The 23,758-nt window shown below is 75.1% G+C and carries 23 protein-coding genes; 13 read left to right on the top strand and 10 right to left on the bottom strand.

Annotated features, from left to right (window positions below):
• Positions 1–135 precede the first annotated feature (135 nt).
• The 3 genes from HNR21_RS18240 (at position 136) to HNR21_RS18230 (ending at position 1,896) form a co-directional block, all read left to right on the top strand.
• The gene (locus tag HNR21_RS18240; protein WP_233358777.1) at positions 136–828 is read left to right on the top strand and encodes a TetR/AcrR family transcriptional regulator; all 693 of its coding nucleotides are present in this window, start codon (positions 136–138) and stop codon (positions 826–828) included.
• A gap of 86 nt (positions 829–914) precedes the next feature.
• Entirely contained in the window at positions 915–1,490 is a 576-nt protein-coding gene (locus tag HNR21_RS18235) for a 3'-5' exonuclease (protein ID WP_182706127.1), read from the top strand.
• A gap of 4 nt (positions 1,491–1,494) precedes the next feature.
• Complete coding sequence (locus HNR21_RS18230) at positions 1,495–1,896, top strand: ankyrin repeat domain-containing protein (RefSeq protein WP_182706126.1); 402 nt, start codon at positions 1,495–1,497, stop codon at positions 1,894–1,896.
• 17 nt (positions 1,897–1,913) lie between these two features.
• Here HNR21_RS18230 and HNR21_RS18225 read toward each other — a convergent pair whose 3' ends face one another.
• Together HNR21_RS18225 and HNR21_RS18220 are read right to left on the bottom strand one after the other, a co-directional pair.
• On the bottom strand, positions 1,914–3,086 hold the full coding sequence (locus HNR21_RS18225; protein WP_182706125.1) for a CynX/NimT family MFS transporter: 1,173 nt from the start codon (positions 3,084–3,086) through the stop codon (positions 1,914–1,916).
• A gap of 3 nt (positions 3,087–3,089) precedes the next feature.
• Positions 3,090–4,151: a mechanosensitive ion channel family protein gene (locus tag HNR21_RS18220; RefSeq protein ID WP_312881090.1), complete on the bottom strand. Its 1,062-nt coding sequence runs from the start codon at positions 4,149–4,151 to the stop codon at positions 3,090–3,092.
• Between the two features lie 118 nt (positions 4,152–4,269).
• On the opposite strand from HNR21_RS18220, the gene HNR21_RS18215 reads away from it, so the two are divergent.
• On the top strand, positions 4,270–5,907 hold the full coding sequence (locus HNR21_RS18215) for a CocE/NonD family hydrolase (protein ID WP_246442229.1): 1,638 nt from the start codon (positions 4,270–4,272) through the stop codon (positions 5,905–5,907).
• Positions 5,908–5,911: 4 nt separating this feature from the next.
• On the opposite strand, the gene HNR21_RS18205 is transcribed toward HNR21_RS18215, so the two are convergent.
• Entirely contained in the window at positions 5,912–7,555 is a 1,644-nt protein-coding gene (locus HNR21_RS18205; RefSeq protein WP_157996076.1) for a benzoate/H(+) symporter BenE family transporter, read from the bottom strand.
• Between the two features lie 66 nt (positions 7,556–7,621).
• Between HNR21_RS18205 and HNR21_RS18200 the strand changes: the two genes are divergently transcribed.
• Positions 7,622–8,245 carry a helix-turn-helix domain-containing protein gene (locus HNR21_RS18200; RefSeq protein WP_182706123.1) on the top strand — a complete coding sequence of 208 codons (624 nt, stop codon included), beginning with the start codon at positions 7,622–7,624 and terminating at the stop codon, positions 8,243–8,245.
• Here the strand turns inward: HNR21_RS18200 and HNR21_RS18195 are convergent.
• Entirely contained in the window at positions 8,173–8,790 is a 618-nt protein-coding gene (locus tag HNR21_RS18195; RefSeq protein ID WP_182706122.1) for a histone deacetylase, read from the bottom strand. The two genes, HNR21_RS18200 and HNR21_RS18195, sit on opposite strands and share 73 nt — an antisense overlap.
• Before the next feature lie 194 nt (positions 8,791–8,984).
• On the opposite strand from HNR21_RS18195, the gene HNR21_RS18190 reads away from it, so the two are divergent.
• Together HNR21_RS18190 and HNR21_RS36045 are read left to right on the top strand one after the other, a co-directional pair.
• Positions 8,985–10,241 carry a glycosyltransferase gene (locus HNR21_RS18190; RefSeq protein WP_119731047.1) on the top strand — a complete coding sequence of 419 codons (1,257 nt, stop codon included), beginning with the start codon at positions 8,985–8,987 and terminating at the stop codon, positions 10,239–10,241.
• A 143-nt stretch (positions 10,242–10,384) separates the two neighbouring features.
• On the top strand, positions 10,385–13,300 hold the full coding sequence (locus tag HNR21_RS36045) for a helix-turn-helix transcriptional regulator (RefSeq protein WP_182706121.1): 2,916 nt from the start codon (positions 10,385–10,387) through the stop codon (positions 13,298–13,300).
• A gap of 27 nt (positions 13,301–13,327) precedes the next feature.
• Here HNR21_RS36045 and HNR21_RS18180 read toward each other — a convergent pair whose 3' ends face one another.
• The 5 genes from HNR21_RS18180 to HNR21_RS18165 form a co-directional block, all read right to left on the bottom strand.
• Complete coding sequence (locus HNR21_RS18180; RefSeq protein ID WP_119731049.1) at positions 13,328–14,065, bottom strand: thioesterase II family protein; 738 nt, start codon at positions 14,063–14,065, stop codon at positions 13,328–13,330.
• Between the two features lie 96 nt (positions 14,066–14,161).
• On the bottom strand, positions 14,162–15,364 hold the full coding sequence (locus HNR21_RS18175) for an ABC transporter permease (RefSeq protein ID WP_312881089.1): 1,203 nt from the start codon (positions 15,362–15,364) through the stop codon (positions 14,162–14,164).
• A complete protein-coding gene (locus tag HNR21_RS35370; protein ID WP_376766594.1) occupies positions 15,361–16,062 on the bottom strand; it encodes an ABC transporter ATP-binding protein in 702 nt (233 codons plus the stop codon). The genes HNR21_RS18175 and HNR21_RS35370 overlap by 4 nt, the downstream gene beginning before the upstream one ends.
• A complete protein-coding gene (locus tag HNR21_RS35365) occupies positions 16,059–17,129 on the bottom strand; it encodes a peptidoglycan-binding protein (protein WP_312881088.1) in 1,071 nt (356 codons plus the stop codon). The genes HNR21_RS35370 and HNR21_RS35365 overlap by 4 nt, the downstream gene beginning before the upstream one ends.
• Entirely contained in the window at positions 17,126–17,647 is a 522-nt protein-coding gene (locus HNR21_RS18165) for a hypothetical protein (RefSeq protein WP_119731051.1), read from the bottom strand. The genes HNR21_RS35365 and HNR21_RS18165 overlap by 4 nt, the downstream gene beginning before the upstream one ends.
• A gap of 130 nt (positions 17,648–17,777) precedes the next feature.
• Between HNR21_RS18165 and HNR21_RS18160 the strand changes: the two genes are divergently transcribed.
• Genes HNR21_RS18160 through HNR21_RS18135 form a run of 6 tightly spaced genes read left to right on the top strand, consistent with a single transcriptional unit; the run spans position 17,778 to position 22,910 of the window.
• Positions 17,778–18,434: a response regulator transcription factor gene (locus tag HNR21_RS18160; RefSeq protein WP_182706120.1), complete on the top strand. Its 657-nt coding sequence runs from the start codon at positions 17,778–17,780 to the stop codon at positions 18,432–18,434.
• Positions 18,435–18,441: 7 nt separating this feature from the next.
• The gene (locus tag HNR21_RS18155; RefSeq protein WP_182706119.1) at positions 18,442–19,635 is read left to right on the top strand and encodes a sensor histidine kinase; all 1,194 of its coding nucleotides are present in this window, start codon (positions 18,442–18,444) and stop codon (positions 19,633–19,635) included.
• Between the two features lie 28 nt (positions 19,636–19,663).
• The gene (locus HNR21_RS18150; RefSeq protein WP_119731052.1) at positions 19,664–19,906 is read left to right on the top strand and encodes a helix-turn-helix domain-containing protein; all 243 of its coding nucleotides are present in this window, start codon (positions 19,664–19,666) and stop codon (positions 19,904–19,906) included.
• Between the two features lie 41 nt (positions 19,907–19,947).
• The gene (locus HNR21_RS18145; RefSeq protein ID WP_182706118.1) at positions 19,948–21,042 is read left to right on the top strand and encodes an acyl-CoA dehydrogenase family protein; all 1,095 of its coding nucleotides are present in this window, start codon (positions 19,948–19,950) and stop codon (positions 21,040–21,042) included.
• 10 nt (positions 21,043–21,052) lie between these two features.
• Positions 21,053–22,063, top strand: a complete 1,011-nt coding sequence (locus tag HNR21_RS18140; RefSeq protein WP_182706117.1) for an ADP-ribosylglycohydrolase family protein — start codon at positions 21,053–21,055, stop codon at positions 22,061–22,063.
• Position 22,064: 1 nt separating this feature from the next.
• Positions 22,065–22,910, top strand: a complete 846-nt coding sequence (locus HNR21_RS18135) for a hypothetical protein (protein ID WP_182706116.1) — start codon at positions 22,065–22,067, stop codon at positions 22,908–22,910.
• A 172-nt stretch (positions 22,911–23,082) separates the two neighbouring features.
• Here HNR21_RS18135 and HNR21_RS18130 read toward each other — a convergent pair whose 3' ends face one another.
• Positions 23,083–23,727, bottom strand: a complete 645-nt coding sequence (locus HNR21_RS18130) for a class II aldolase/adducin family protein (RefSeq protein ID WP_182706115.1) — start codon at positions 23,725–23,727, stop codon at positions 23,083–23,085.
• Between the last annotated feature and the right edge of the window lie 31 nt (positions 23,728–23,758).

The following is a 23,758-nucleotide window of genomic DNA, read 5'->3' as shown; positions in this document are numbered from 1 at the left end:
TGCGCCAGCATGACACTTACGCCGTAAGCAAGGCAAGGGGTCGCTTACGGCCCGGGACGGGGCGGACGGCGGCGCGGCACGGCGTACGGTGTGGAGACATCCCCGACGGCGGTGCGGTGGCAGGAAAGGCGGCAGGTGGCGAAGCAGACCCGTGGTGACACGCTCCCGACCGAGGCTCCCGGCGCCCCGGCCCGGGCACCGCTGACCCACGACCGGATCATCGCGACGGCCATCGAGCTGATCGAACGGGAGGGCGCGCAGGCGCTGTCGATGCGCCGGATCGGCGCCGAGCTGGGCGTCGCGGCGATGTCGCTCTACAACCACGTGCCCGGCAAGGAGGCCGTGCTCGACGGGGTGGCCGACCGGATCCTGGGCGAGCTGGAGCTGGACCCCGTCCCGCAGGCCGACTGGCGGGACCGGGCGCGGCGGCTGGCGCACGCGTTCCGCGCCGCGGCGCACCGCTACCCCCGGTCGATGTCGGTGGTGCTGTCGCGGTCGATGATCTGGACCCGGCGGCTGCCGGTGATGGAGCAGATGCTGACCATCGCCGAGCAGGGCGGCTTCGAGGGCCGCACCGCCGTGCAGGTGGTGCGGACGTTCATGGCGTACGTGATCGGCACGCTGATGAGCGAGGCGAACACCGCCGCCACGCTGCGGCAGATCGCCGAGGACCGCGAGCGGGCCGCCGAGGTGGTCGACCCGGGCTCGTTCCCCCACGTGGTGGAGGCGGCCCGGGAGCTGCTGCACCCCGACTTCGACGCCGACTTCGACTTCGGCCTGGACCTGCTGATCACCGCCATCGAGGGCCTGCCCCGCACCGCGGGCTAGGGCTCGGCCGCGGCGGCGTCCCCCGTCCGGCTCCGCTCGGGAAAACCCGTGGCCGGCGGGACGTCCCGGTCGTTAGCGTGCCCGGCATGGAACCGTACGGGCGTTATCTCAACGTCGTCGACGTCGAGGCCACCTGCTGGGCGGGCGAGGCCCCGGCCGGGCAGGTCAGCGAGATCATCGAGATCGGGCTGTGCGTGGTCGACCTGGTGGCGCGCGAGCGGGTGGAACGGCGCCGGATCATGGTGCGGCCCGCGCGGTCGGCGGTGAGCGAGTTCTGCACCGAGCTGACCGGGATCACCCGGCAGGAGGCGGACGGCGGGGTCTCCTTCGCGGAGGCGTGCCGGACGCTGGAGCGCGAGCACCTGGCGTCCTACCGGGCGTGGGCGAGCTGGGGCGACTACGACCGCAAGCAGTTCGAGCGGCAGTGCGCGGCGACCGGGGTGCGGTATCCGTTCGGGCGGCGGCACACCAACGCCAAGGCGGTGTTCGCCGAGGCGCACGGGCTGCGGCGCAGGCCCGGCATGGCGCAGGCGCTCGAGCACGCCGGGCTGCCGCTGGAGGGCCGCCACCACCGCGGCGTGGACGACGCCTGGAACATCGCCGCGCTGATCCTGGGCCTGGCCGGGCGCGGGGAGTGGCCGGACGCCCCGGGGGCACCGTGAGGACATGAACGAACCGGATCCGGAGCTCGAGGAGTTCGCCACCAGGATCTTCGGCATGGCCAGGACGGGCGCCACCGAGGAGCCGGCCGCCTACGTCGACGCGGGCCTGCCGGTGAACCTGGCCAACCAGAACGGCGACACGCTGCTGATGCTGGCGGCCTACCACGGCCACGCCGGCACCGTGCGGGCGCTGCTGGAACGCGGCGCCGACCCGGACCGGCCCAACGACCGGGGGCAGCGCCCGCTGGCCGGCGCGGTGTTCAAGAAGGAGCCCGAGGTGGTGCGGGCGCTGCTGGACGGCGGCGCGGACCCGTACGCCGGGCGCCCGTCGGCCGTGGAGACCGCCCGGATGTTCCAGATGACCGAGTTCCTGAGCTGGTTCGAGGAGATCCGGCCGTCCGGGTGAGGGGCCGCCCCCGAAGGTCAGCCGATGGTGCGGTCGCGGGCGGCGGCCAGGCCCGGGAACAGGTGGGCGACGACGACCGCCAGCACGAACAGGATCGGAACGTTCCAGCCCCCGGTCAGGTCGTACAGCAGCCCGACGACGAACGGGCCGGCGGCGGCGATCAGGTAGCCGGTGCCCTGGGCCATCGCCGACAGCCGGGCGGCGATCGCCGGGGTGCCGGCGCGCAGCCCCAGGAACGACAGGGCCAGCGCGAACACCGCCCCCTGCCCGAGCCCGAGCACCACCGCGACCGCCCAGACCAGCCCGAGCGGCGCCCACACCAGGCCGCAGAACCCGGCGAAGGTCAGCGCCGCCACCACCGCCACCTGGGCGCGCTGGTCCGGCAGCCGCCGGTCGGCCAGCGGGACCAGCAGCGAGCCCACCGCCTGCACGATCGAGGTGACCGCCAGCAGCAGCCCGGCGTCGGCCTCGCTCATCCCCCGGTCCTGGGCCAGCGTCGGCAGCCAGCCGAACACCACGTACGCCAGCAGCGACTGCAGGCCCATGAAGGCGCTGACCTGCCAGGCCAGCCGGTCGCGCCACAGCCCGGGCGCGGGACCGGCGGGCGCGGGGCCGCCGTCCGGGCCGCCGCGCCGCCGGGTGCGCGGCAGCCAGCACAGCAGCGCCGCGCCCGCGGCCAGGGCGGGCAGCGCCAGCGGCACCCGCCACCCGCCGGCGACGGCCTGGTCGATCGGCACCATGACCGCCGCCGACACCGCCGCCCCGACCGTCAGCGCGGTCGAGTACAGCGAGGTCACCAGGGTGATCGAGGCGGGGTGGTCGCGTTTGATGAGGGCGGGCATCGCCACGTTCCCGATCCCGATGGCCAGCCCCACGACCAGCGACCCGGCGAACAGGGTGGCCGGGGCCGGGCCCGCGCGCAGCAGCAGCCCGGCCGCCAGCAGGCCCATGCTCGCCGCCAGCAGCGGCTCCTCGCGGATCCGGCCGCGCAGCGCCGGGGCGGCCAGGCCGACCGCGCCGAAGCACAGCACCGGCAGGGTGGTCAGCGCGCCCGCCGCGGCGCCCGACAGGTCCAGGTCGGCCTGGATCGCGGTGAGCAGCGGGCCGACCGTGGTGACCGCCGGACGCAGGTTCAGCGCGGCCAGGACGATCAGCGCGACCGACCAGAACGCGGTGCGGGACGGGGGCATCGGTCAGGGCATCCGCTGCGCCGGGAGCGGCATCGGCTGCCCGTCGGCCAGGACGATGGTGCGGGTGGGCAGCGGGATCTGGATGCCCTCGACGCGGAACCGGGCGTGCAGCCGCTTGACGAACTCGTGCTTGACCAGGAACTGGGCGTCGTAGTCGCGGACCCGCAGGATGACGGTGAAGTCGATGCTGTGCTCGCCGAACGTGTGGAACCGCACCAGCGGCCGGTAGTCCGGCACTCCCCCGTCGACCTCGGTCATCACCTCGCGGCCGACCTCGACGACGACCTTCTCCACGTGGTCCAGGTCGCTGCCGTAGGCGACCTTGGCCGGGATCAGGATGCTCATCTCCGGGCCCGGGCCGTGGAAGTTGGTGAGGATGGCGTCGGCGAACCGGGCGTTGGGCACCACCACCAGGTTGTCGGACTGGGTCTTGATGGTGGTCTTGCGCCAGTTGATGTCGACGATGTTGCCCTCCTCGCCGCTGGTCAGCCGCACGTAGTCGCCGGGCACCACGGTCTTGGAGGCCAGGATGTGCACCCCGGCGAACAGGTTGGCCAGGGTGTCCTGCAGGGCCAGCGCGACCGCCAGGCCGCCCACGCCGAGGGCGGTGAGCATCGGGGTGATCGACACGCCCATGCTCTGCAGCAGCACCAGCAGGCCCACCACCAGCACCACCGCGCGGGTGATGTTGGCGAAGATGGTCACCGACTGGGAGACGCCGGACCGGGCCAGGGCGATCTGGCCGACCACTCCGGCCGCCAGCCGGGCGGCGGCCAGCGTCACCGCCATGATGATCACCGCGACCAGCACCGAGGCGATCACCTCGCGGACCCCGGGCTGGAACCGGACGGTCAGCGCCGCCGCCCACAGCCCGGCCACCACGGTGAGCACCACGGCCAGGTCGCGCAGCAGCCGGATCATCAGGTCGTCCCAGGCCCACCGGGTGTCCTCGGCCCGCTTGGACAGCCGGTTCAGCACCATCCGCAGCGCCACGCCGACCACCAGCGCGGCGAGCACGATGACGCCGCCGACCAGGACCCGTCCCCATTCCACCGGATCAGGCACGTTCATCCGTTCTGTCGGGAAGATCTGGTTGCGAACGGCATCGATCGTAGCGACGACCGGGCGCACGGGCGGGCCACTTGCCCGGGACCCGGCGGCGGGGGGCAATAGCCTGGAGGCGATGGACGGCATGGCACTGATGCGCCGTTTGGGCGCGACCGCGCTGCGGCTGCCGCACGATCCCCACCGCGTGGTGGTGCGGCGCGACCTGCCGGTTCCCACCCATGACGGGGTGTCGCTGCTGGCCGACCACTACGTCCCGGTGGGGCTGGAGCGGCCCCCGACGGTCCTGGTCCGCTCCCCGTACGGGCGGCGCGGGCCGTACGGGCTGATGTGCGGGTACGCGTTCGCCACCCACGGGTTCCAGACGGTGGTGCAGAGCGTGCGCGGCGGGTTCGGGTCCGGCGGGGTGTTCGAGCCGCTCGACGAGCGCGAGGACGGGCTGGCGACGGTGGCGTGGCTGAAGTCCCGGCCGTGGTTCGGCGGCTCGTTCGCCATGCACGGCCCCAGCTACCTCGGGTACGTGCAGTGGGCGGTGGCGGCCGACGCGGGCCCGGAGCTGAAGGCGCTGTCGATGCAGGTGACCGCCTCGCAGTTCCGTGACGCGATCCACCTGGGCGGCGCCTTCGCCCTGGAGTCCACGCTGACCTGGGTGGATCTGACCGCCCGGATGAAGAGCCCGCTGTCGGGGCTGGCCGCCGGGGTGATCTCGCCGCGCCGGGCCCGCCGGGCGGCGCTGTCGGGCCGGCCGCTGGCGGAGCTGGACGCCCTGTCGACCGGCGCCCCGGTGCGGTTCTTCCAGGACCTGCTGGCGAACGGGCCGGACACGCCGTTCTGGAGCAAGCGGGACTTCAGTCACACGGTCGGCCGGGTGGCGGCGCCGGTGAACATGACCGGCGGCTGGTACGACGTGTTCCTGCCGTGGCAGCTGGAGGACTACGCGGCGCTGCGGGCGGCCGGGCACAGGCCGCACCTGACGATCGGCCCATGGTGGCACTCGGAGCCCAGGCTGTCGCGCGACTCGATCCGCGAGTCGCTGAAGTGGTTCCGCGCCCACCTCCTCGGCGACACCTCCGAGCTGCGCGAGGAGCCGGTGCGTCTCCACGTCACCGGCGCCGGCGAGTGGCGCGACTACCCGGACTGGCCGGTGCCGGGCGTCCGCGAGCAGCGGTGGAACCTCCAGCCGGAGGGCGGCCTGTCCCCCAGCGCTCCCCCGCACGGCGAGCCGGACGTCTACCGGTACGACCCGACGCATCCGACGCCGTGCATCAGCGGCCCGGCGCTGCTGGGCGACTGCGCCCCGGCCGACCAGCGCCGCCTGGAGCGCCGCCGGGACGTGCTGACGTTCACCTCGCCGGTGCTGCCGGACGGGATGGAGATCATCGGCCCGGTCCGGGCGGAGATCTTCCTGCGGTCCGACCGGGCGCACACCGACGTGGTGGTGCGGCTGTGCGACGTGGCGCCGGACGGGGTGTCGCTGAACGTGTGCGAGGGGATGCGGCGGCTGCGGCCGGGCGCGGCCGAGCCGGACGGCGAGGGGGTGCGCAGGGTCGCGGTGGACCTGTGGCCCGCCGGGCACCGGTTCCGGCCGGGGCACCGGCTGCGCGTCCACGTGTGCAGCGGCGCCTACCCGCGGGTGGCGCGCAACCCGGGGACGGGCGAGCCGCTGGGGGCGGAGACGGCCTGGCTGGCCGCCCGGCAGGAGATCTTCCACGCCCCGGACCGCCCCTCGGCGATCATCCTGCCGGTGACGGCCTGAGTCCCTAGCGGCGGCGCAGGGCGGCCAGGGCCTTGTCGGCGTGGACGCTCATCCGGATCTCGCTCTTCACGATCTCCAGGATCCGCCGGTCGGTGTCGATCACGAACGTCTGCCGCCTGGTGGGTGCGAGCGCGAACCCCCGCCGGACGCCGAAGCGCCGGGCGACCTCGCCGTCGGCGTCCGACAGCAGCGGATAGCCGAGGTCGTGCTTGGCGCTGAACTCGGCCTGTTTGCCGACCGGGTCGGCGCTGATCCCCACCGGCCGCGCGCCCACCGCGGCGAACTCGGCGGCGAGGTCGCGGAAGTGGCAGGCCTCGGCGGTGCAGCCCGGGGTCATCGCCGCCGGGTAGAAGAACAGCACCACCGGGCCGTCGGCCAGCAGCTCGGTGAGCCTGCGGGGCTTGCCCCGCTCGTCGGGGAGTTCGAAGTCCTCCACCACGTCGCCGACGTTCATGGGGGCAGTATGACCCACGGTCCCGGGCGTGTCGCCGCCGGGGCGGGCCCCGCGGCGGTGCAGCGCCAGCATCAGGGCGCCGGCCAGCAGTCCCCAGAACGCCGAGCCGATCCCGGCGATGCCCACTCCGGAGGCGGTGACGACGAAGGTGACGACGGCCGCGTCGCGGCGTTCGGCGTCGGCGACCGCCGTGGTCAGCGCGTTGCCCAGGGCGCCCAGCAGCGCCAGCCCGGCGACCCCCTCGACCAGCACCGGCGGGGAGGCCAGCACCAGCGCGGTGGCCACGCCCGAGCCCAGGGCCAGCACGATCATGGTGGCGCCCGCGCCGGCCGAGGCGATCCAGCGGCGGTCCGGGTCGGGGTGGGCGTCGGGACCGGCGACCAGCGCGGCGGTGATGGCGGCCAGGTTGATCGAGTGCCCGCCCAGCGGGGCGATCGCGGTGGTGCCGAGCCCGGTGCCGGCCAGGATCGGCGGCAGCCGCGGCGTGTAGCCGTAGCCGGTCAGCAGCGCCGCGCCGGGCACGTTCTGCGCGGCCATGGTGACCAGGTAGAGCGGGAACGCGATGCTGATCATGGCGGGCAGCGTCCAGGCCGGGGCGGTGGGCTCGACCACCGGGACCAGGGACGCGCCGTCCAGGCCGCGGGGCCCGTCGATCGCGATGGCCACCGCCGCGACGGCCAGCGCCACCGGCACCGCCCACGAGCGGGCGAACCGCAGCAGCAGCGCCCAGGTCAGCACGACCGGCGCGGCCAGCAGCGGGACCTCGGCCAGCGCGCGGGCCGGGGCCACGCACAGGTCCAGCAGCACCCCGGCGAGCATGGCGGCGGCCAGCGGCGGCGGGATCGCCGCGATCCAGCGGCCCAGCGGGGAGAACAGCCCGGTGGCCGCGATCAGCAGCCCGCAGACCGCGAACGCGCCGACCGCGGCGGGGAAGCCGCCCTCCACAGTGCCGGTGGAGGCCAGCAGCGCCGCGCCGGGGGTGGACCAGGCGATGCTGATCGGCATGCGCCGCCGGACGCTGAGCCAGATCGCGGCCAGGCCCCCGCCCGCGCCGACCGCCAGCAGCCCGGAGGCGGCCTGCTCGGGGGTGGCCCCGACGCCGCGCAGCCCCGCCAGCACGACCGCGAACGAGCTGGCGAACGCGACCAGCCCGGCCACGATCCCGGCCAGCACCGGCTGCGCCGTCCGCCCCATCACCGCCGCCTTCCACCCCACTTCGTTCCATATACGGAACGTTCCGGATATGGAACGATAGCGCACATGGAATCCGGCGCCACCACGACCCGCCCGGCGATGGACACCGGCCCGGCGGACCTGGCCGACGTGGGCCGGCGGCTGCGCGCGCTGCGCGAGGAGCGCGGCATCTCGCTGTCGGAGCTGGCCCGCCGCGCCGGGGTCGGCAAGGCCACGCTGTCGGGCCTGGAGGCGGGCACCCGCAACCCGACGCTGGAGACGCTGTGGGCGGTCACCGCCGAGCTGGCCGTGCCGATCACCGCGCTGCTGGCCCCGCGGTCCGGGCACGTCATGCACGGCGCCTCCGTGCAGGCCACCCTGCTGGAGGTCTTCGACGACGAGTCGGTGACGTACGAGCTGTACCGGCTGACCTTCCCGGCGGGCACCGAGCAGACCTCGCCGCCGCACCCGCCGGGGACGACCGAGCACCTGACCGTGTTCGCCGGGACGCTGCGGGCCGGGCCGGCCGACGCGCCGCGGGAGGTGGGGCCGGGCGGGCATCTGTCCTGGCGGTCGGACGTCCCGCACGGCTACCGCGTCGTCGGGCCGGACGACGTGCACGCGAGCCTGCTGATGCGCTACCCGCGCAGCAGCCCCGCGACGGCCTCCGGCGTCCAGCCGTCCCGCGCGCCGGGGCACGAGGCCAGATAGCGGGCGGCGCGCTCGGCCGGCCAGCCGTGCGACTCGCGCAGGCCGCGGCCGAGCATCCGCAGGTACGGCGCGGACGGGGCGTTCAGCTCGGCGTCGGCGGCGCCGTGCGGGGCGGTGAAGGTGAGCATCGGGACGCCGCCGTCCTCCCCCACCTTGACGATCGTCTCGTACCGGCCGGGCCCGAGCCGCTGCCGCCCGGTGCGGACCGCCTCCGACAGGTCCAGGTCCGTTCCGACCGCACGGCGCATCTCCTGGCTGATCACGTCGGCGAACTGGCCGGCGCTCAGCAGGTAGGCGCGGGCGGCGGCCCGGCCCGGCAGTTCGGGGTCGTAGAAGGCCATCCCGCCGCCCCAGGTCAGCGAGGTGTGCGCGAAGTACACCCCGCCGGGCAGCGTCATCGGCCGCTCGGCCCGCGCGGGGGTGGCGTCCCGGCAGCCGGTGTAGTGGCGGGCGCCGCCGTCCGGCCGCCCGCCGGCCAGGTAGCACCGGAACCGCTCGGCGGCCAGGTTCGACCCGTACGCCACGTACCAGACCTCGCCCCGCATCCCTCCAGTATCGGCGGTCCTCCCACGTCGGCGGCCCGTGCCCGGCCGTGAGATCCAGATCACCTCACGTGGGTGAAAAGTTCCGGGTTCGTAGGTTTGGCGGAGAAGACGGGCGGAAAGAACGATCACCGTGGGTGTCTAAGACGCAGATACCTCCTGGTTCCCCTTTCCTGTGCGAATCCGGAGGCCGCGTCATGCCCTCTTCTTCCCTGAACATCGCGCTCGTCACCCTGGCCGACCTGTCGAACGAGCCCGCCGCGGGCGTTCACGCCGTCCATGTCACGGAGCTGGCCCGCGCCCTCGGCCAGCAGGGGCACCGGGTGACCGTCTACACCCGGCGCACCGACGAGAGCGCACGACCCAGGGTCCGGCTGGGCGCCGGCGCGACCGTGGAGCACCTGGACGTCGGCCCGGCCCTGCCGCTGGACGAGGCGGGCGTCCTCCCCCACGTGAAGGCCTTCACCGAGGAGCTGGCCCGGCGGCTGTCCCAGGGCCGCCAGCGCCCCGACCTGGTGCACGCCCACGGCTGGCTCGGCGGGCTGGCCGCCTACGCCGCCGTGCAGGACACCGGCATCCCGCTGGTGCAGTCGTTCCACGGCCTCGGGGTCGTGGAGAACCGCCGCCCCGGCGGGCGGCGCACCGTCCACCCGGCCCGGATCCGGATCGAGCGGGCGCTCGGCCGCGGCGTCACCCGGGTGCTGGCCGGATGCGACCACGAGGCCGACGAGCTGGTCCGGATGGGCGTGGCCCGGCCGCAGATCACCGTGGTGCCCTACGGCGTGGACGGCGAGCGGTTCCGGCAGACCGGCCCGACGATGCCGCGCGGCCGCCGCCCCCGCCTGGTGATGGTCTGCGGCGACCTGGAGAACGGCGGGGTGGCCACCGCGATCCGCGCCCTGGTGCACGTCCCCGACGCCGAGCTGGTGGTGGCCGGCGGCCCGTCCCGCGAGAACCTCGAGACCGACCCGGTCGTGCAGCGGCTGACCACCCTGGCCAAGGAGCTGCACGTCTCCGACCGCACCCTGTTCCTGGGCCGGCTGCCCCGCAAGGACGTGCCCAAGCTGCTGCGCACCGCCCGGCTGGCGCTGTGCCTGGCCCCGCACCAGCCGTCCGGGATGACCCCGCTGGAGGCCATGGCCTGCGGCGTCCCGGTGGTGACGGTGCCCGCCGGGGCCAGCGCCGACAGCGTGCTGGACGGCGTCACCGGCCTGCACGTCCCGGCCGGCCAGCCGGTCGCCATCGGCCGCGCGCTGCGCCGCCTGCTGGGCGAGGAGACCACCCTGTCGGCATGGGCCATCGCCGCCGCCGACCGCGCCCACTCCCGGTACGCCTGGGAGCGGATCGGCGCCGAGACCGTCCGCGCCTACGCCGGGCTGCTGCCCGAGCCGGAGCCCGAGCCGGTCGCCGAGGAGCACCAGGACGAGGAGGAGCCGGTCGGCGCCGGCGTCTGACACCCTCCCTCCCCCTCCCCACCGCGACGGCGGCCCGGTGACCACCGGGCCGCCGTTTCGCTGTGCGCGTGCGGGGCCTGGGACGGCCCGTCCGCCGGTACGCTCACAGCGGCGGACCGGCACGGAACGGACGGAGGCGACCGGTGGTGCAGGACGGCCTGATCGGCCGGCGCCGTGAGCTGGAGGTCCTGGTCGGCGCGCTGGACCGGGCGCAGGCCGGGCAGTCCGCGGTGGTGCTGGTGGGCGGGGACGCCGGGGTCGGCAAGTCCCGCCTGGTGGCCGAGCTGTGCGCGACCGCCCGGGAGCGGGGCGGGCTGGTGCTGGTGGGCCAGTGCGCCGAGCTCGGCGAGAGCATGCCGTACCTGCCGCTGGCCGACGCGCTGTGGACGGCCGCCCGCGACCCGAACGTCCCCGCCGAGGCCCGCGCGGCGCTGCGGGCGGCGGTGGAGGCCCGGCCGGTGCTGGCGGGGCTGCTGCCGGACGGTCCCGGCGCGGCCGGCGGGGACGCCGCCGACCTGGCCCAGCAGCGGCTGTTCGGGGCGGCGCTGGGGCTGCTGGGCGAGCTGTCGGACGCCCGCCCGGTGGTGCTGGTGCTGGAGGACCTGCACTGGGCGGACCGCTCCACCCGGGACCTGCTGACCTTCCTGTGCCGGGTGCTGCAGCGCGAACGGGTCTGCCTGGTCGGCACCTACCGCACCGACGACCTGCACCGGCGCCATCCGCTGCGGCCGGTGGTGGCCGAGCTGCTGCGGCTGCCTGCGGTGTCGGCGGTGGAGCTGGCCCCGTTCGGGCCCGCCGAGACCGCCGCCTACCTGGCCGCGCTGGAGGGCGCCGAACCGTCCGCCGACCTGGTGGACCGGGTGCACGCCCGGTCGGAGGGCAACCCGTTCTACGCGGCCGAGCTGCTGGCCGCCGCCCGGTCCGGGCAGGAGCTGCCGCAGGTCCTGGCGGACCTGCTGCTGGCCCGGCTGGAACGGCTCAGCGAACCCGCCCAGCGGGTGGTCCGGGTGGCCGCCGTCGCCGGGCGGCGGGTCGGCGACCGGCTGCTGCGCCGGGTGTCCGGACTGGACGAGACGGCCTGCGAGGAGGCGCTGCGGGAGATCGTCTCGCATCGGCTGCTGCTGCCCGACGGGCCGGACGGATACGTGTTCCGGCACGCCCTGCTGCGCGAGGCGGTGTACGGGGACCTGCTGCCCGGGGAGCGGACCCGGCTGCACGCGGCGTTCGCGGCGCTGCTGGCCACCGACGGCGGGTCGGCCGCCGAGCTGGCCCACCACAGCATGGCCGCGCACGACCTGCCCGCCGCGTTCGCCGCGTCGGTGCAGGCGGCCCGGCAGGCCGAACGGGTCGGCGCGCCCGCCGAGGCGCACGAGCACTACGACCGGGCACTGTCGCTGTGGGACGCGGTGCCCGAGCCGGAACGGACCGCCGGGACGGACCGGGCGCGGCTGTCGCTGCGGGCCGCGGCGGCGTCGGCGGCGGCCGGGGACCTGCGCCGGGCCCGGCTGCGGGTGCAGCGGCTGCTGGAGGTCGTCGATCCCGGCGACCGGCCGCTGCGCAGCGAGATCCACGAACGGCTGGCCTACTACCTGGCGGACCTGGACCGGATCGAGGAGTCGATCGCCGCCGCCCGCACCGCCATCGACCTGCTGCCCGCCGAGCCGCCGACCCCGCAGCGCGCCCGGGCGCTGGCGACGCTGGCGCGGTCGCTGATCTGGCACGGCGAGTACGCCGGGTTCCGCAAGGTGGCCGACCAGGCGCTGGCGGCGGCCCGTGCGACCGGAGCGACCGACGCGGAGGCCAGCGCGCTGATCTCGCTGGGGTTGCGGGAGGAGCCGATACGGCCCGACTCCGGCGCCGAGGAGATGTTCGCGGCGGCCTGGCGGCTGGGCGAGGGCTCCGGGGACCTGCAGGTGGCGCTGCGGGCCGGGTTCCACCGGGCGCGGGCGATGTTCGAGCGGGGCGACCTGGCCGGTGCCCGGGAGGCGATCGACGAGGGGGTCCGGCTCACCTTCGACGCCGGGCTGGCCTGGAGCACCTACGGCACCAACATGCGGTTCCTGCAGTACCTGGTGGCCTACACGGTCGGCGACTGGGCGGAGACGGCACGGCTCGCCGAGGGCTTCCCGGTGCGGGCCACCACCCAGCCCGAGGGGCTGCTGTCGGCGTACGCGCTGTTCACCGATGTCGCCCAGGGCTCCCCCGTCGTCGGGGAACGGCTGGAATGGCTGTCCAGGCTGTGGGACACCGACGACTTCGTCATGCTCATGGCGCGGGGGCTGGCCGCCGAGCACGCGCTGTGGCGGGGCGAGGAGGGGACCGCCATCGAGCACGTCGACGCCGTGCTGGCCGCCCTCCCCAGCAACGACCCCGCCGTGATCCGGCTGGCCGCGACCGCGCTGTGGGCGCACGCGGACCGGGCCGTACGCGCCCGCGCCGCCGGTGACGACGCCGCCGTGGAGCAGGCCGTGCACGCCGCCGACGCGATGGTCGCACGCGCCCGGCAGGCGGCCACCCGCACCATCGACGGGCACAAGCGCGGCTGGCTGGGCGAGGAGGGCAGGGCGTGGCTGGCGCGGGCCGAGGCCGAGTGGCACCGGGCCCGCGGCGACGACGCCCCCGAGCACTGGCGGGCGGTGGTGGACGCCTTCGACTACGGCTTCGTGTACGAGGTGGCGCGGTCCCGCTGGCGGCTGGCCGAGTCGCTGGCCGCCCACGGCGACCGCGAGGCCGCGACCGCCGAGTGGCGGCGGGCCGTCGAGGCCGCCGACCGCCTCGGCGCCCGGCCGCTCCGCCGCGCCCTGGCCGACCTGGGCCGCCGCGCCCGCCTCACCGCCGAGCCCGCCCCCGAGGCGGGTCCGCTGGCCGCCCTGACCGCCCGCGAACGCGAGGTGCTGAAGCTGGTCGCCAAGGGCCTGGGCAACCGGGAGATCGCCGCCGAGCTCTACATCTCCCCCAAGACCGCCAGCGTCCACGTGTCCAACATCCTGGCCAAGCTCGGCGTCGCCACCCGCACCCAGGCCGCCGCCATCGCCCTCCGCGAGCCCCCGCCCGCCTGACCCGGCCGCCTCACCCCGGCGGAAGGGTCACTGGACGTTCAGGGTGCGCTGGATCTCGCGGAGGAGCTCGGACTGGCGCGGGACCAGGTAGAAGTGGTCGCCCTCGAAGACCTTGAGGGCGAAGGTGCCCTCGGTGGCGTCGGCCCACTCGCGGGCGCGTTCTTCGTTCACGTGCGGGTCGTGGTCGCCGATGACGGCGGTGACGGGGACGGAGGGGTTGGGGCCGGGGCGGCGCTCGTAGTTCTCGATCAGGCGGAAGTCGTTGCGGACGTAGGGCAGCACGAAGTCGCGCAGCTCGGGGTCGGCCAGCACCTCGGCGTCGCTGCCGCCGAGGTGGGTGAGGGCCTCCACCAGGGTGTCGTCGTCGGCGTCGCCGACCCGGCCCTCCTCGTCCACGTCGCGGCGGTGCGGCGGGCGGGCCCCGGAGGCGAACAGATGCAGCGGCGGGGCGCCGCGCTCCTCCAGCAGGCGGGCGGTCTCGTAGGCGACGATCGCTCCCATGCTGTGCCCGAACAGGGCGGTGGGGCGGTCCATCATGGGGGCCAGCGCCCCGGCGATGAGCCGGGCGAGCCGGTGCAGGTCGTCGATCAGGGGTTCGGTGAGCCGGTCGGCGCGGCCGGGGTACTGCACCGCGTGCACCTCGATCGCGGGGGCGATCTCCTTGGCCCAGGACCGGTAGGCGACCGCCGAGCCGCCCGCGTGCGGGAAGCAGAACAGCCGCAGCGACGCCCACGGCCTACTGTCGGCGCAGCGGAACCAGCTCATCTCGCAGGACTCCTCGTCGGGGGTTTCGGGAGGCTACGGGCATGGTAGCCACGGCGCGTCCCGGCCCTTCGGGCGGCCGGGACGCACCGTCCCCCGTCAGGGCGAGGCCAGCGCCTCGGTCGGCGGCAGCCGCGCCGCCCGGATCGCCGGGTACAGGCCCGCGACCGCGCCGATCAGCAGGGTCGCCGCCACCCCGCCGCCCATCACCCACACCGGCACCACGGTGGGCCAGTCCCGGGTGAGCGCGTACACGGCGGTGACCACGGTGCCCAGGGCCACGCCCCCGACGCCGCCGAGCCCGGCCAGCAGTTGCGACTCGGTGAGGAACTGCAGGCGGATGTGGCCGCGGGTGGCGCCCAGCGAGCGGCGCAACCCGATCTCGGCGCGCCGCTCCAGCACCGAGATGACCATCGTGTTGGCCACCCCGACCCCGCCGACCAGCAGCGCCACCCCGCCCAGCCCGAGCAGCAGCCCGGTGAACGCCTGGTCGGTGGCGGCCTTGGCGGCCAGCGCGTCGGAGGGGCGGCTGACCTCGACCTCGTTGGGCGCCTCCGGGTTGGCGGTGGCGGCCAGCAGGTCCCGGACGGCCTCGACCCGGTCCTCGGCGACGCGGGTGTAGACGGTCGTGGGATGCCCCTCGAAGCCGAACCGCCGCTTGGCGGCCTCCCAGCCGACCAGCGCGGAGTCGTTCAGCTCGGGGGCCAGCTCCACCGGGTCGAGGACGCCGACCACGGTGAACCAGCGCCCGCCCAGGTACACCCGCACGTCGGGACCGGCGGCGCCGATGCCGAGCCGGTCGGCGGCACCGGATCCGAGCACCACCGCCGGGTGCCGGGCGGTCGCGGCGTTCAGCCAGGCGCCGTGCCCGACCCGCGCCCGGACGGTGTCGAGCAGTCCCAAGTGGGCGGCCCGGACGGCGATGCCGCCGCTCTCCTCCTCCGGGATGCGGTCGTTGCGGTAGACCTTGACGTCGTCGAGCAGCGCGGTGCCCGACGCCGACTCCACGTCGGGGATCCGGGCGATCATCCCGATCGCCGCCTCCGGCATCGCGGCCTGATCGCCGAACAGGGTGTCGCCCGGGGCGACGGTGAGCAGGTTGGTGCCCAGCCGGTCCAGCGTGGCGGCCAGGTCGGCGCGGCTGGAGGTGGAGATGCCGACCACCGCGACCATGGCGGCGATGCCGATCGCGATGCCCAGCGCCGACAGGAACACCCGCATCGGCCGGGCCCGCAGCCCGGCGGCGCCGACCCGCAGCACGTCCCCCGGCGCCAGCCGGCCGGGCCGCCGCGCCCCGCTCACGGGGTCGCTCCGACGGGCCGCGGCCCCTGCCGCACGTCGTCGACGACCCGGCCGTCGCGCAGTTCGACGCGGCGCGGCAGGGACGCGGCGATGTCCCGGTCGTGGGTGATCACCGCGACCGTGGTGCCGGACTCGGCCAGCCCCCGCAGCAGCGCCAGCACCCCGGCGCCGGAGGCCGAGTCCAGCGCCCCGGTCGGCTCGTCGGCCAGCAGCAGCGCCGGCTCCCCCACCACCGCGCGGGCGATGGCGGTGCGCTGGCGCTCGCCGCCGGACAACTGGTGCGGGCGGTGCCCGAGCCGGTGGCCGAGACCGACCCGTTCCAGCGCGGCCTCGGCCCGGCGGCGGCGTTCCCGCAGCGGCACCCCGCTGTACAGCAGCCCGTCCGCCACGTTGTCCAGCGCCGGCACCCCGGGCGCCAGGTGGAACTGCTGGAACACGAACCCGATGCGCTCGCCGCGCAGCCGGGACAGTTGCCGGTCCGACATGCGGGACACGTCCCGGCCCTCCACCCGCACGGTGCCCGACGTGGGCCGGTCGAGGGTGCCGAGCAGGTGCAGCATGGTGGACTTGCCGGATCCGGAGGGGCCGACGATCGCCAGCAGTTCGCCGGGGCCGACGGCCAGGCTGACGTGGTCCAGCGCGGTGACGCCGCCCGGGTAGGTGCGGGTCACGTCGTCCAGTTCGACCACCGGGGTCACGAGGGGACCCCCACCTTCATGCCCTCGGCCAGACCGGAGCCGGAGACCTCCACCTTGCCGTCGGCGAACATCCCGACCTCCACCTCGACGGTGCGGGTGGTGCCGCCCTGCACGACCTGCACCCCGTACCCGCCGTTCGACAGCGCCAGCAGCGCCGACACCGGGACGGCGAGGACGTCGCGGCGCTCCTCGGAGGTCAGCAGCACGTCGACGGGGGCCTGGTCGAGGTTGCCGAGATCCTCGTCGTCGGGGACGGAGACGAGCACCTCGATGGTGGCCTCCGAGTCGCCGCCCTCCTCCTCTCCCTCGGGCTCGGTGGCGACGGCGCCGACCTTGGTGATCCTGCCCTTGACCGAGCCGCCGCCGGGGACCTCGACGGTGACCTCGGCGCCCTTCTTGACGAGGGACTGCAGATCGACCTCCAGGTCGATGGTGACGACCCGGGTGGTGCCGGTGTAGGTGAACACCTCTCCGGTGGCCGGGTCGCCGACCGCCTTCTTGTGTTCGGCGACCCGGATCCTGCCGCCGGCGACGACCACCGAGCCGGGCTCGATCCGGCCGGTCTCCTCGACGCCGAGGTCCTCCTGCCATTCCCTGACGGCGGCGGCGGTGCCGGAGCTGAAGGTCTTGTCGACGGTGAAGCCGGTGTAGCCCAGCTTCCGCAGGTTGCGTTCCAGTTGGAGCACGTCGGAGCCCTTGGTGCCGCTCCGCATCGTCCGGTACAGGGGCAGTTTCCCGTACAGCAGCGGCACCGGCCTGGTGTCGACCCTGTAGACGGGCTCGCCGCGTTCCACGGTGGCGCCCTGGGCGGGCAGCCAGGTCAGCGTGCCCCTGCCGCCGGAGGCGGTGAGGGGGCGGGCGTCGCCGTATCCGAGCGACCCGGAGACCTCCTCGGTCTCCCGCAGCGTGGTCCGCTCGACGTCGGCGGTGGCGGGCGGCAGGGTGTCGTGCGCCACCGGGACGTTGCCGCCCCCTCCGCCGAGGCCGGTCGCCGCCAGGCCGACGCCGCCGATCACCGCCGCTCCGCCGGCGACGACGGCCAGCGTCCGGGGACGGGGGCGGTTCACCTACGCCCTCCAGGCGGGGACGGCATGTGCTTCCGGCAGGCGCGCTGGGCGTCCTCCATCTCCTTCTTGCTGACGCCGTCGCCCTCTCTGCGCTCTATCAGGATCCTTCCGTCCGGACCCGGGTCGGGCATGTCGATGCCGTGGGCGCGCATGCACTTGGCGAACTCGCGCAACTTGGCGACGTCCGCGGCGGAGGGCTTGGGGGGCTCACCGCCGTCGGGCAGCAGGTGCCGGCACTTCTTCATCGCCTCGTCGGACTCGCTGTCGGACGGCCCCTCGTCGCCGCCCGTCCTCGACTTCTCGCGCTTGGTCAGCATGCCGCCGTCCGGCTTCACCTCGACCTGGACGCCGTTGTCCCGCATGCACTTGGCCCATTTGAGGCGTTTGTCCTGGTCGCTCATCGCCGACTTGCTGGGGCCGGCGCCGGCGCCGCCGTTCTCCCCGCACGCCGCCAGACTCAACGCCAGGACCGGAACGGCGGCGAGCACGACGGCCCTGCGCCGCAACTGCAGTCTCATTCGCGTTCTCCCGAATGCCGCGCCGGGCCGTTCCCGGCGTCGCACCGGGATTCCATCCACCGGCCGATAACCCGGGCGTAACCGATTCGGGTTATGGCGGCGTTATGCGCGATGCGCCAGGCTTGCCCGGGTGCGGGTGCTCATCGCTGAGGACGAACGGATGCTCGCCGACTCCATCGCCGAGGGCCTGCGCGCCGAGGCGCTGGCGGTCGACGTGGCCTACGACGGGGACGCGGCGCTGGAACGGCTGGGCGTCAACGACTACGACGTGCTGGTGCTGGACCGGGATCTGCCGGTGGTGCACGGCGACGACGTGTGCCGCGCGGTGGTCGAGTCCGGCGGGTCGGTGCGGGTGCTGATGCTGACCGCCGCCGCCGACGTGCCGGCCCGGGTGCAGGGGCTGTCCCTGGGCGCCGACGACTACCTGGTCAAGCCGTTCGCGTTCGAGGAGCTGGTGGCGCGGGTGCACGCGCTGGGCCGGCGGGCCCGCCCGGCGGACCCGCCGATGCTGGCGCGCGCCGGGATCCGGCTGGACCCGGCCCGCCGCGAGGTCTACCGGGACGGCCGCTACGTGCCGCTGACCCGCAAGGAGTTCGGGGTGCTGGCCGAGCTGCTGCGGGCGGACGGGGCGGTGGTGTCGGCCGAGGAGCTGCTGGAGAAGGTGTGGGACGAGCACATCGATCCGTTCACCAACACGGTCCGGGTCACGATGATGAAGCTGCGCCGCAAGCTGGGCCCGCCGGGGGTCATCGAGACCGTTCCCGGCACCGGCTACCGGATCCGGTGAGGCCGCGATGAGCGGCTGGTGGCGGCCCACGATCAGGGTCCGGCTCACCCTGTTGTACGGCGGGCTGTTCCTGGTGGCCGGGGTCGTGCTGCTGGGCGTCACGTACGTGCTGGTGGCGAACAACCTGCAGGAGCGGCAGCCGGTGGTGTCGTCCATGAAGCCCCAGGACGGCGGCAAGCTGGTGTACGGCGGCTCCGTCCCCATGGCCCCGCCCCCCGAGGACGCGGAGATACTGCAGGAACGGCTGGACGAGGTGGAGCGCGACGTCCACCAGGCCACCCTGAACTCCCTGCTCACCCAAGGCGGGATCGCGCTCGGCGCGGTGGGCGCGGCGGCGGTCGGGCTGGGCTGGCTGATGGCCGACCGGGCGCTGCGGCCGGTGCACCAGGTGACCGAGACCGCCCGCCGGGTCGCGCACAGCCACAACCTGACCGAGCGGATCGGCTACGACGGCCCCCGCGACGACGTCAAGGAACTGGCCGACACCTTCGACGACATGCTGTCGCGGCTGGCGCGGTCGTTCGACGCCCAGCGCCGGTTCGTCGCCAACGCCTCCCACGAGCTGCGCACTCCCCTGGCGATCAACCGCACGCTGGTGGACGTGGCGGTGCGGCGGGCCGACGCCACCGAGGACGTGCGCCGGCTGGGCGAGTCGCTGCTGGTGGTCAACGCCCGGCACGAGCGGCTGATCGACGGGCTGCTCACCCTGGCGGGCAGCGAGAACGCGGTGGTCGAGCGGACCCCGGTGGACCTGGCGGACGTGGCCGCGCACGTGCTGGACCTGGCCGGGACCGAGGCCGGGGAACGCGGCGTGACCGTGCGCCGCACGCTGGGCCGCGCGGTCACGGCGGGCGACCCGGTGCTGATGGAACGGCTCGTGCAGAACCTGGTGGAGAACGCGATCCGGCACAACGTCGCCCGGGACGGGGTGATCGAGGTGGCCACCCGGTGGTGGCCGGGCTTCGCCGAGCTGACGGTGCGCAACACCGGGCCGGTGGTGCCGCCGTACGAGATCGAAACGATCTTCGAGCCGTTCCGGCGGCTGCGCGGCGACCGGGTGGGGTCGGAACGGGGGGCGGGCCTGGGACTGTCGATCGTGCGGGCCATCGCGACCGCGCACGGCGGCGAGGTGACCGCGGCGCCCCGGGACGGCGGCGGGCTGGTGGTGACGGTCCGGCTGCCGGGCCTGCGACACGTCTAGATCCGCCCGCAGCGGGCACCCTGCGGCCATGCGGGACGAACGAGCGGACGTCCAGGGGCTGACCGACCTGGAGCTGTACGTGTACGACGCGGTCGCCAGCGCCGACACCGGCGGCCGGGCGCTCGGCGAGACGGACATCACGGAGATCGCCGCCGAGACCGGGCGCGGCGAGGACGAGGTTCGGCGGGCGCTGGAGCATCTGGTGGAGCTGAACCATCTCCGGTCCCGTTCGGCGGGATACACGCTGGGGCCGCACGACTGGGCGCCCTAACGTGAGCGGCCGGGCACACGCCGGCAGGGAGGGGCTCGGGCATGCGGCTGGCCGTCACCGAGGAGCAGCGGGAACTGCGTGCGGTGCTGCGGCGGTTCTTCGCCGACAGGTCCCCCTCCGGCGAGGTGCGCCGGCTGATGGCCACCGCCGAGGGCCACGACCCGGCGGTGTGGCGGCAGATGGCCGACCAGCTCGGGCTGCAGGGCCTGGCGGTCCCCGAGGAGTACGGCGGGGCCGGGTGCGGGCTGCGGGAGCTGGTGGTCGTGCTGGAGGAGATGGGCCGCGCCCTGGTCTGCGCCCCGTTCCTGGCCAGCGCCGTGCTGGCCGCCCACGCGGTGCTGGCCTCGGGTGACGAGGAGGCCAGGCGGGACCTGCTGCCGGGCCTGGCGGACGGGACCGTGATCGGGACGCTGGCCCACACCGCGGACGGCGACGCCGGCGGGACCGCCATGACGGCCGAGGCGGACCGGCTGACCGGGACCGTGTCGTTCGTGCTCGACGGGCACGTCGCCGGTCTGATCCTCGTGGTGGCGCGGACCCCGCGGGGCCCGTCGCTGTTCGCGGTCGACGGGGACGCCCCCGGCCTGACCCGGACCCTGCTGTCCACCCTGGACCAGACCCGGCGGCTCGCCCGGCTGGAATGCGCCGGCACACCGGCCCGGCCAGTCGGCCCGGCGGGCGCGGGAGCCCGGATCCTGGCGCGGACCCTGGACGTCGCGGCGGTGGCGCTGGCGGCCGAGCAGCTCGGCGGCGCGCAGCGGGTGCTGGAGATGAGCGTCGAGTACGCCAAGGTCCGGCACCAGTTCGGGCGGCCGATCGGCAGTTTCCAGGCCGTCAAGCACAAGTGCGCCGACATGCTGGTGGAGGTCGAGTCGGCCCGTTCGGCGGTGCTGTACGCGGCGACCGTGGCCGACGAGGACCCGGCGGAGCTGCCGATGGCGGCGGCGCTGGCCCAGGCGTACGCGTCGGAGGCGTTCTTCCACGCGGCCGGGGAGAACATCCAGATCCATGGGGGCATCGGGTTCACCTGGGAGCATGACGCGCACCTGTACTTCAAGCGGGCCAAGTCCTCCCAGCTGCTGTTCGGCTCCCCCGCCTTGCACAGGGAACGGGTCGCGAAACTGATCGGACTGTAGGGTCGGCGATATGCCCCCCATCGCACGTGCCGCCAGTGGTTGCCTGTTCGGGCTCGCCTACGGGGACGCCCTCGGTGCGCCGACCGAGTTCATGTCCATGGAGCAGATCCGCCGCCATTACGGGGACATGGGGCCGGACGATCTGCCGGGCACGCCCGCGCGGGTCACCGACGACACGCAGATGACGATCGCGGTGGCCGAGGGGCTGCTGAGCGCGCTGGAGCATCCGCCGTTCACCCCCGATCTGGTGCTGCCGCGCTGGCGGCGGCACTTCATCGACTGGTTCCACGACCCGGAGAACACCCGGGCTCCCGGCAACACCTGCCTGCGGGCCTGCCGGAACCTGGACGACGGCGTCCCGTGGGTGAAGGCGACGGTGCACGGGTCCAAGGGCTGCGGGGCCAACATGCGGGTCGCGCCGGTGGGCCTGGCGCCGGGGCTCACCGACGAGCAGCGGGCGGGCGCGGCCCAGTTGCAGGCGGCGCTGACGCACGGCCACCCGACGGGGCTGGTGGCCAGCGAGCTGACCGCGTTCGCCGTGTGGTGGCTGCGGGAGGGGATGGACCCGGCCGACCTGCCCGGGGCGCTGCGGGAGCGGTGCCACGAGCAGCGGACCGTCTACCACTCCCGCTGGCTGCAGGACCTCTGGCAGCAGCCCGCCGTGCCCGACCCGCAGACCTTCATCTCCCGGGGCTGGGACGAGTGCCTGGCCGTGCTGGACCGGCTGGACGCGGCGCTGGCGCGGGCCGACCGGGACGCCGACCCGTGCGAGATCACCGGCGCGGGCTGGGTGGCCGAGGAGGCGATGGCGACCGGGCTGCTGTGCTTCCTGCTGTTCCCCGACGACCCGGTGGCGGCGATCCGGCGGGGCGCGGCCGGCTCCGGCGACTCGGACTCGATCGCCTGCCTGGCCGGGGCGTTCGCGGGCGCCCACCTGGGCATGGACGCGTGGCCCGCCGAGTGGGCCGGGCGCATCGAGTACGCCGGCGACCTGGCCCGGTTCGCCCGCGCCTGGGACTGAGGTGCCGCACTTCATCCGGTACTGCGCGCCGGGCGCCGGGGACGACGCCGCCGCGCGGCTGGAACGGGCGCTGACCCGGGCCGGGCGCACGGTCCTGGAACGCCGCCCGCTGCCCGCCGGGGAGCCGCATCCGCCGCCCGAGCCCGGCACGCTGCGCTGGCAGGTGCGGCGGCTGCCCGCCGATCCGGTGTTCGACGAGGACTTCAACGTCCTGAACGCCGAGGATCCCGACCCGGCGTTCCTGTACGTCGAGGAGACCCTGCCCGAGGACGCGCGGCCGGGCCCCGACGGCTGGGACCTGACGCTGTGCCGGGAGCTGTCGGCCGAGGCCGACGCGTTCGTCTGCGCGCTGGACGACTGGGAGTACGTCTGCCGGCAGGGCGTGGCGGTGTTCCTGGCCGGGCGGAGCATCGACGTCCGGGAGCGGACCGCCGGCGACGTGCTCGACCTCGGCGGCCCGCCGCCGCAGGGCGACAGGTGGCTGCCGGTGTGGTCGCTGCACGGCCGGCACGCCGAGGCCCTGCTGGGGGAAAGCCATTACTGGCTGAGCGGGGTGGTGGCGCACGCCGAGGAGTGGCGCGTCACGCCCGCCGGGCCGTTCCGCCCCGAGTCGCGGTCGCCCACCTGTCGGGTCGTCCTGCCGGGGGTGGCGGACGTGCCGGGGATGCGGGCCCGTTCCGTCCGGGTGGAGTCCGTGCCGTTCGCGGTGCTCGCCCACGAGGGCCGTCTGGCCGACCTGGACCTGGCGGCACTGTCGGCAGGTCCAGGTCGGCCACTGTCGTGGGGCTGGAGATTCCGGGCGCGGGCGAGCCGTTCACCTGGGTCCACGCCCGGAGTGGGACGGTGATCGCGGACGGCCGGGGGCAGGGGGCGGACGCTTTGCTGGAGGCGTTGCGCCCTCTCGGCGAGGCCCCGGGACTGCTGTTCGGGGCCTGCCGTCATGTGGGGGACGACCCCGCATCCCCCGCATCGTGAGCGGACCGTCCTCGCCCGGCCGACGCCTCGCTGCGGTGGCCCGCTCACACCTCCGGAAGGGGCTTGAGGCGCAGGCCGCGTTCGGTGACCTGGCGGAGCTGCTCGTCGGTCAGGACGCGGGGCTCGCCGATGGAGCGGGCTCGGACGTAGACGCCGCACAGCCACTCCAGGAGGCGGGCGTTCTCGAAGGCGTCCTCCAGGTCGGTGCCGATGGTGACGCCGCCGTGGTTGGCCATGAGGGCGGCGCGCATGCCGCCCGCCATGGCCTTGCGGACGTTGGCGGCCAGCTCCGGCGTGCCGTAGGTGGCGTACTCGGCGACCCGCACCACCCCGCCCAGCAGCAGGGTGTTGTAGTGGATCGGCGGCAGCTCGGTCATCGTGGTCGCCACGACCGCGCCGTAGGTGGAGTGGGTGTGCACGATGGCCGGGGCCCCGGTCGCCTCGTAGATCGCCAGGTGCATGGGGGTCTCGGAGGACGGCTCGCGGGTTCCCTCCACGACGGTCCCGGTCAGGTCGATCACCGGCAGGTCCCGCGGGGTCATCCGCTCCAGCCGCATCCCGGCCGGGGAGACCGCCACCAGGTCGCCGCGGCGGACGCTGATGTTGCCCGACGCGCCGAGGACCAGGCCGGTCTCCACCATCCGGCGGCCGATCTCGCACAGTTCCCGGCGTTCGTCCGCCAGCAGCATCTTCGGGCGCCCTTCCCGTTCAGGAGTGTCC

Origin of the sequence: Thermomonospora cellulosilytica (assembly GCF_014138835.1) — a bacterium.
Taxonomy (GTDB): domain Bacteria; phylum Actinomycetota; class Actinomycetes; order Streptosporangiales; family Streptosporangiaceae; genus Thermomonospora; species Thermomonospora amylolytica.
Note: the sequence above shows the minus strand (reverse complement) of the source record. Positions and strands in the feature narration are given on the sequence as shown.

Coding starts and splice junctions, on each gene's coding strand:
- HNR21_RS18180 (WP_119731049.1), bottom strand. CDS start 14,065: ATGAGCTGGTTCCGCTGCGCCGACAGTAGGCCGTGGGCGTCGCTGCGG.
- HNR21_RS18200 (WP_182706123.1), top strand. CDS start 7,622: ATGGAATCCGGCGCCACCACGACCCGCCCGGCGATGGACACCGGCCCG.
- HNR21_RS18230 (WP_182706126.1), top strand. CDS start 1,495: ATGAACGAACCGGATCCGGAGCTCGAGGAGTTCGCCACCAGGATCTTC.
- HNR21_RS18130 (WP_182706115.1), bottom strand. CDS start 23,727: ATGCTGCTGGCGGACGAACGCCGGGAACTGTGCGAGATCGGCCGCCGG.
- HNR21_RS18190 (WP_119731047.1), top strand. CDS start 8,985: ATGCCCTCTTCTTCCCTGAACATCGCGCTCGTCACCCTGGCCGACCTG.
- HNR21_RS18215 (WP_246442229.1), top strand. CDS start 4,270: ATGGACGGCATGGCACTGATGCGCCGTTTGGGCGCGACCGCGCTGCGG.
- HNR21_RS18225 (WP_182706125.1), bottom strand. CDS start 3,086: ATGCCCCCGTCCCGCACCGCGTTCTGGTCGGTCGCGCTGATCGTCCTG.
- HNR21_RS18155 (WP_182706119.1), top strand. CDS start 18,442: ATGAGCGGCTGGTGGCGGCCCACGATCAGGGTCCGGCTCACCCTGTTG.
- HNR21_RS18150 (WP_119731052.1), top strand. CDS start 19,664: ATGCGGGACGAACGAGCGGACGTCCAGGGGCTGACCGACCTGGAGCTG.
- HNR21_RS18235 (WP_182706127.1), top strand. CDS start 915: ATGGAACCGTACGGGCGTTATCTCAACGTCGTCGACGTCGAGGCCACC.
- HNR21_RS18140 (WP_182706117.1), top strand. CDS start 21,053: ATGCCCCCCATCGCACGTGCCGCCAGTGGTTGCCTGTTCGGGCTCGCC.
- HNR21_RS18195 (WP_182706122.1), bottom strand. CDS start 8,790: ATGCGGGGCGAGGTCTGGTACGTGGCGTACGGGTCGAACCTGGCCGCC.
- HNR21_RS18205 (WP_157996076.1), bottom strand. CDS start 7,555: ATGGGGCGGACGGCGCAGCCGGTGCTGGCCGGGATCGTGGCCGGGCTG.
- HNR21_RS18145 (WP_182706118.1), top strand. CDS start 19,948: ATGCGGCTGGCCGTCACCGAGGAGCAGCGGGAACTGCGTGCGGTGCTG.
- HNR21_RS18165 (WP_119731051.1), bottom strand. CDS start 17,647: ATGAGACTGCAGTTGCGGCGCAGGGCCGTCGTGCTCGCCGCCGTTCCG.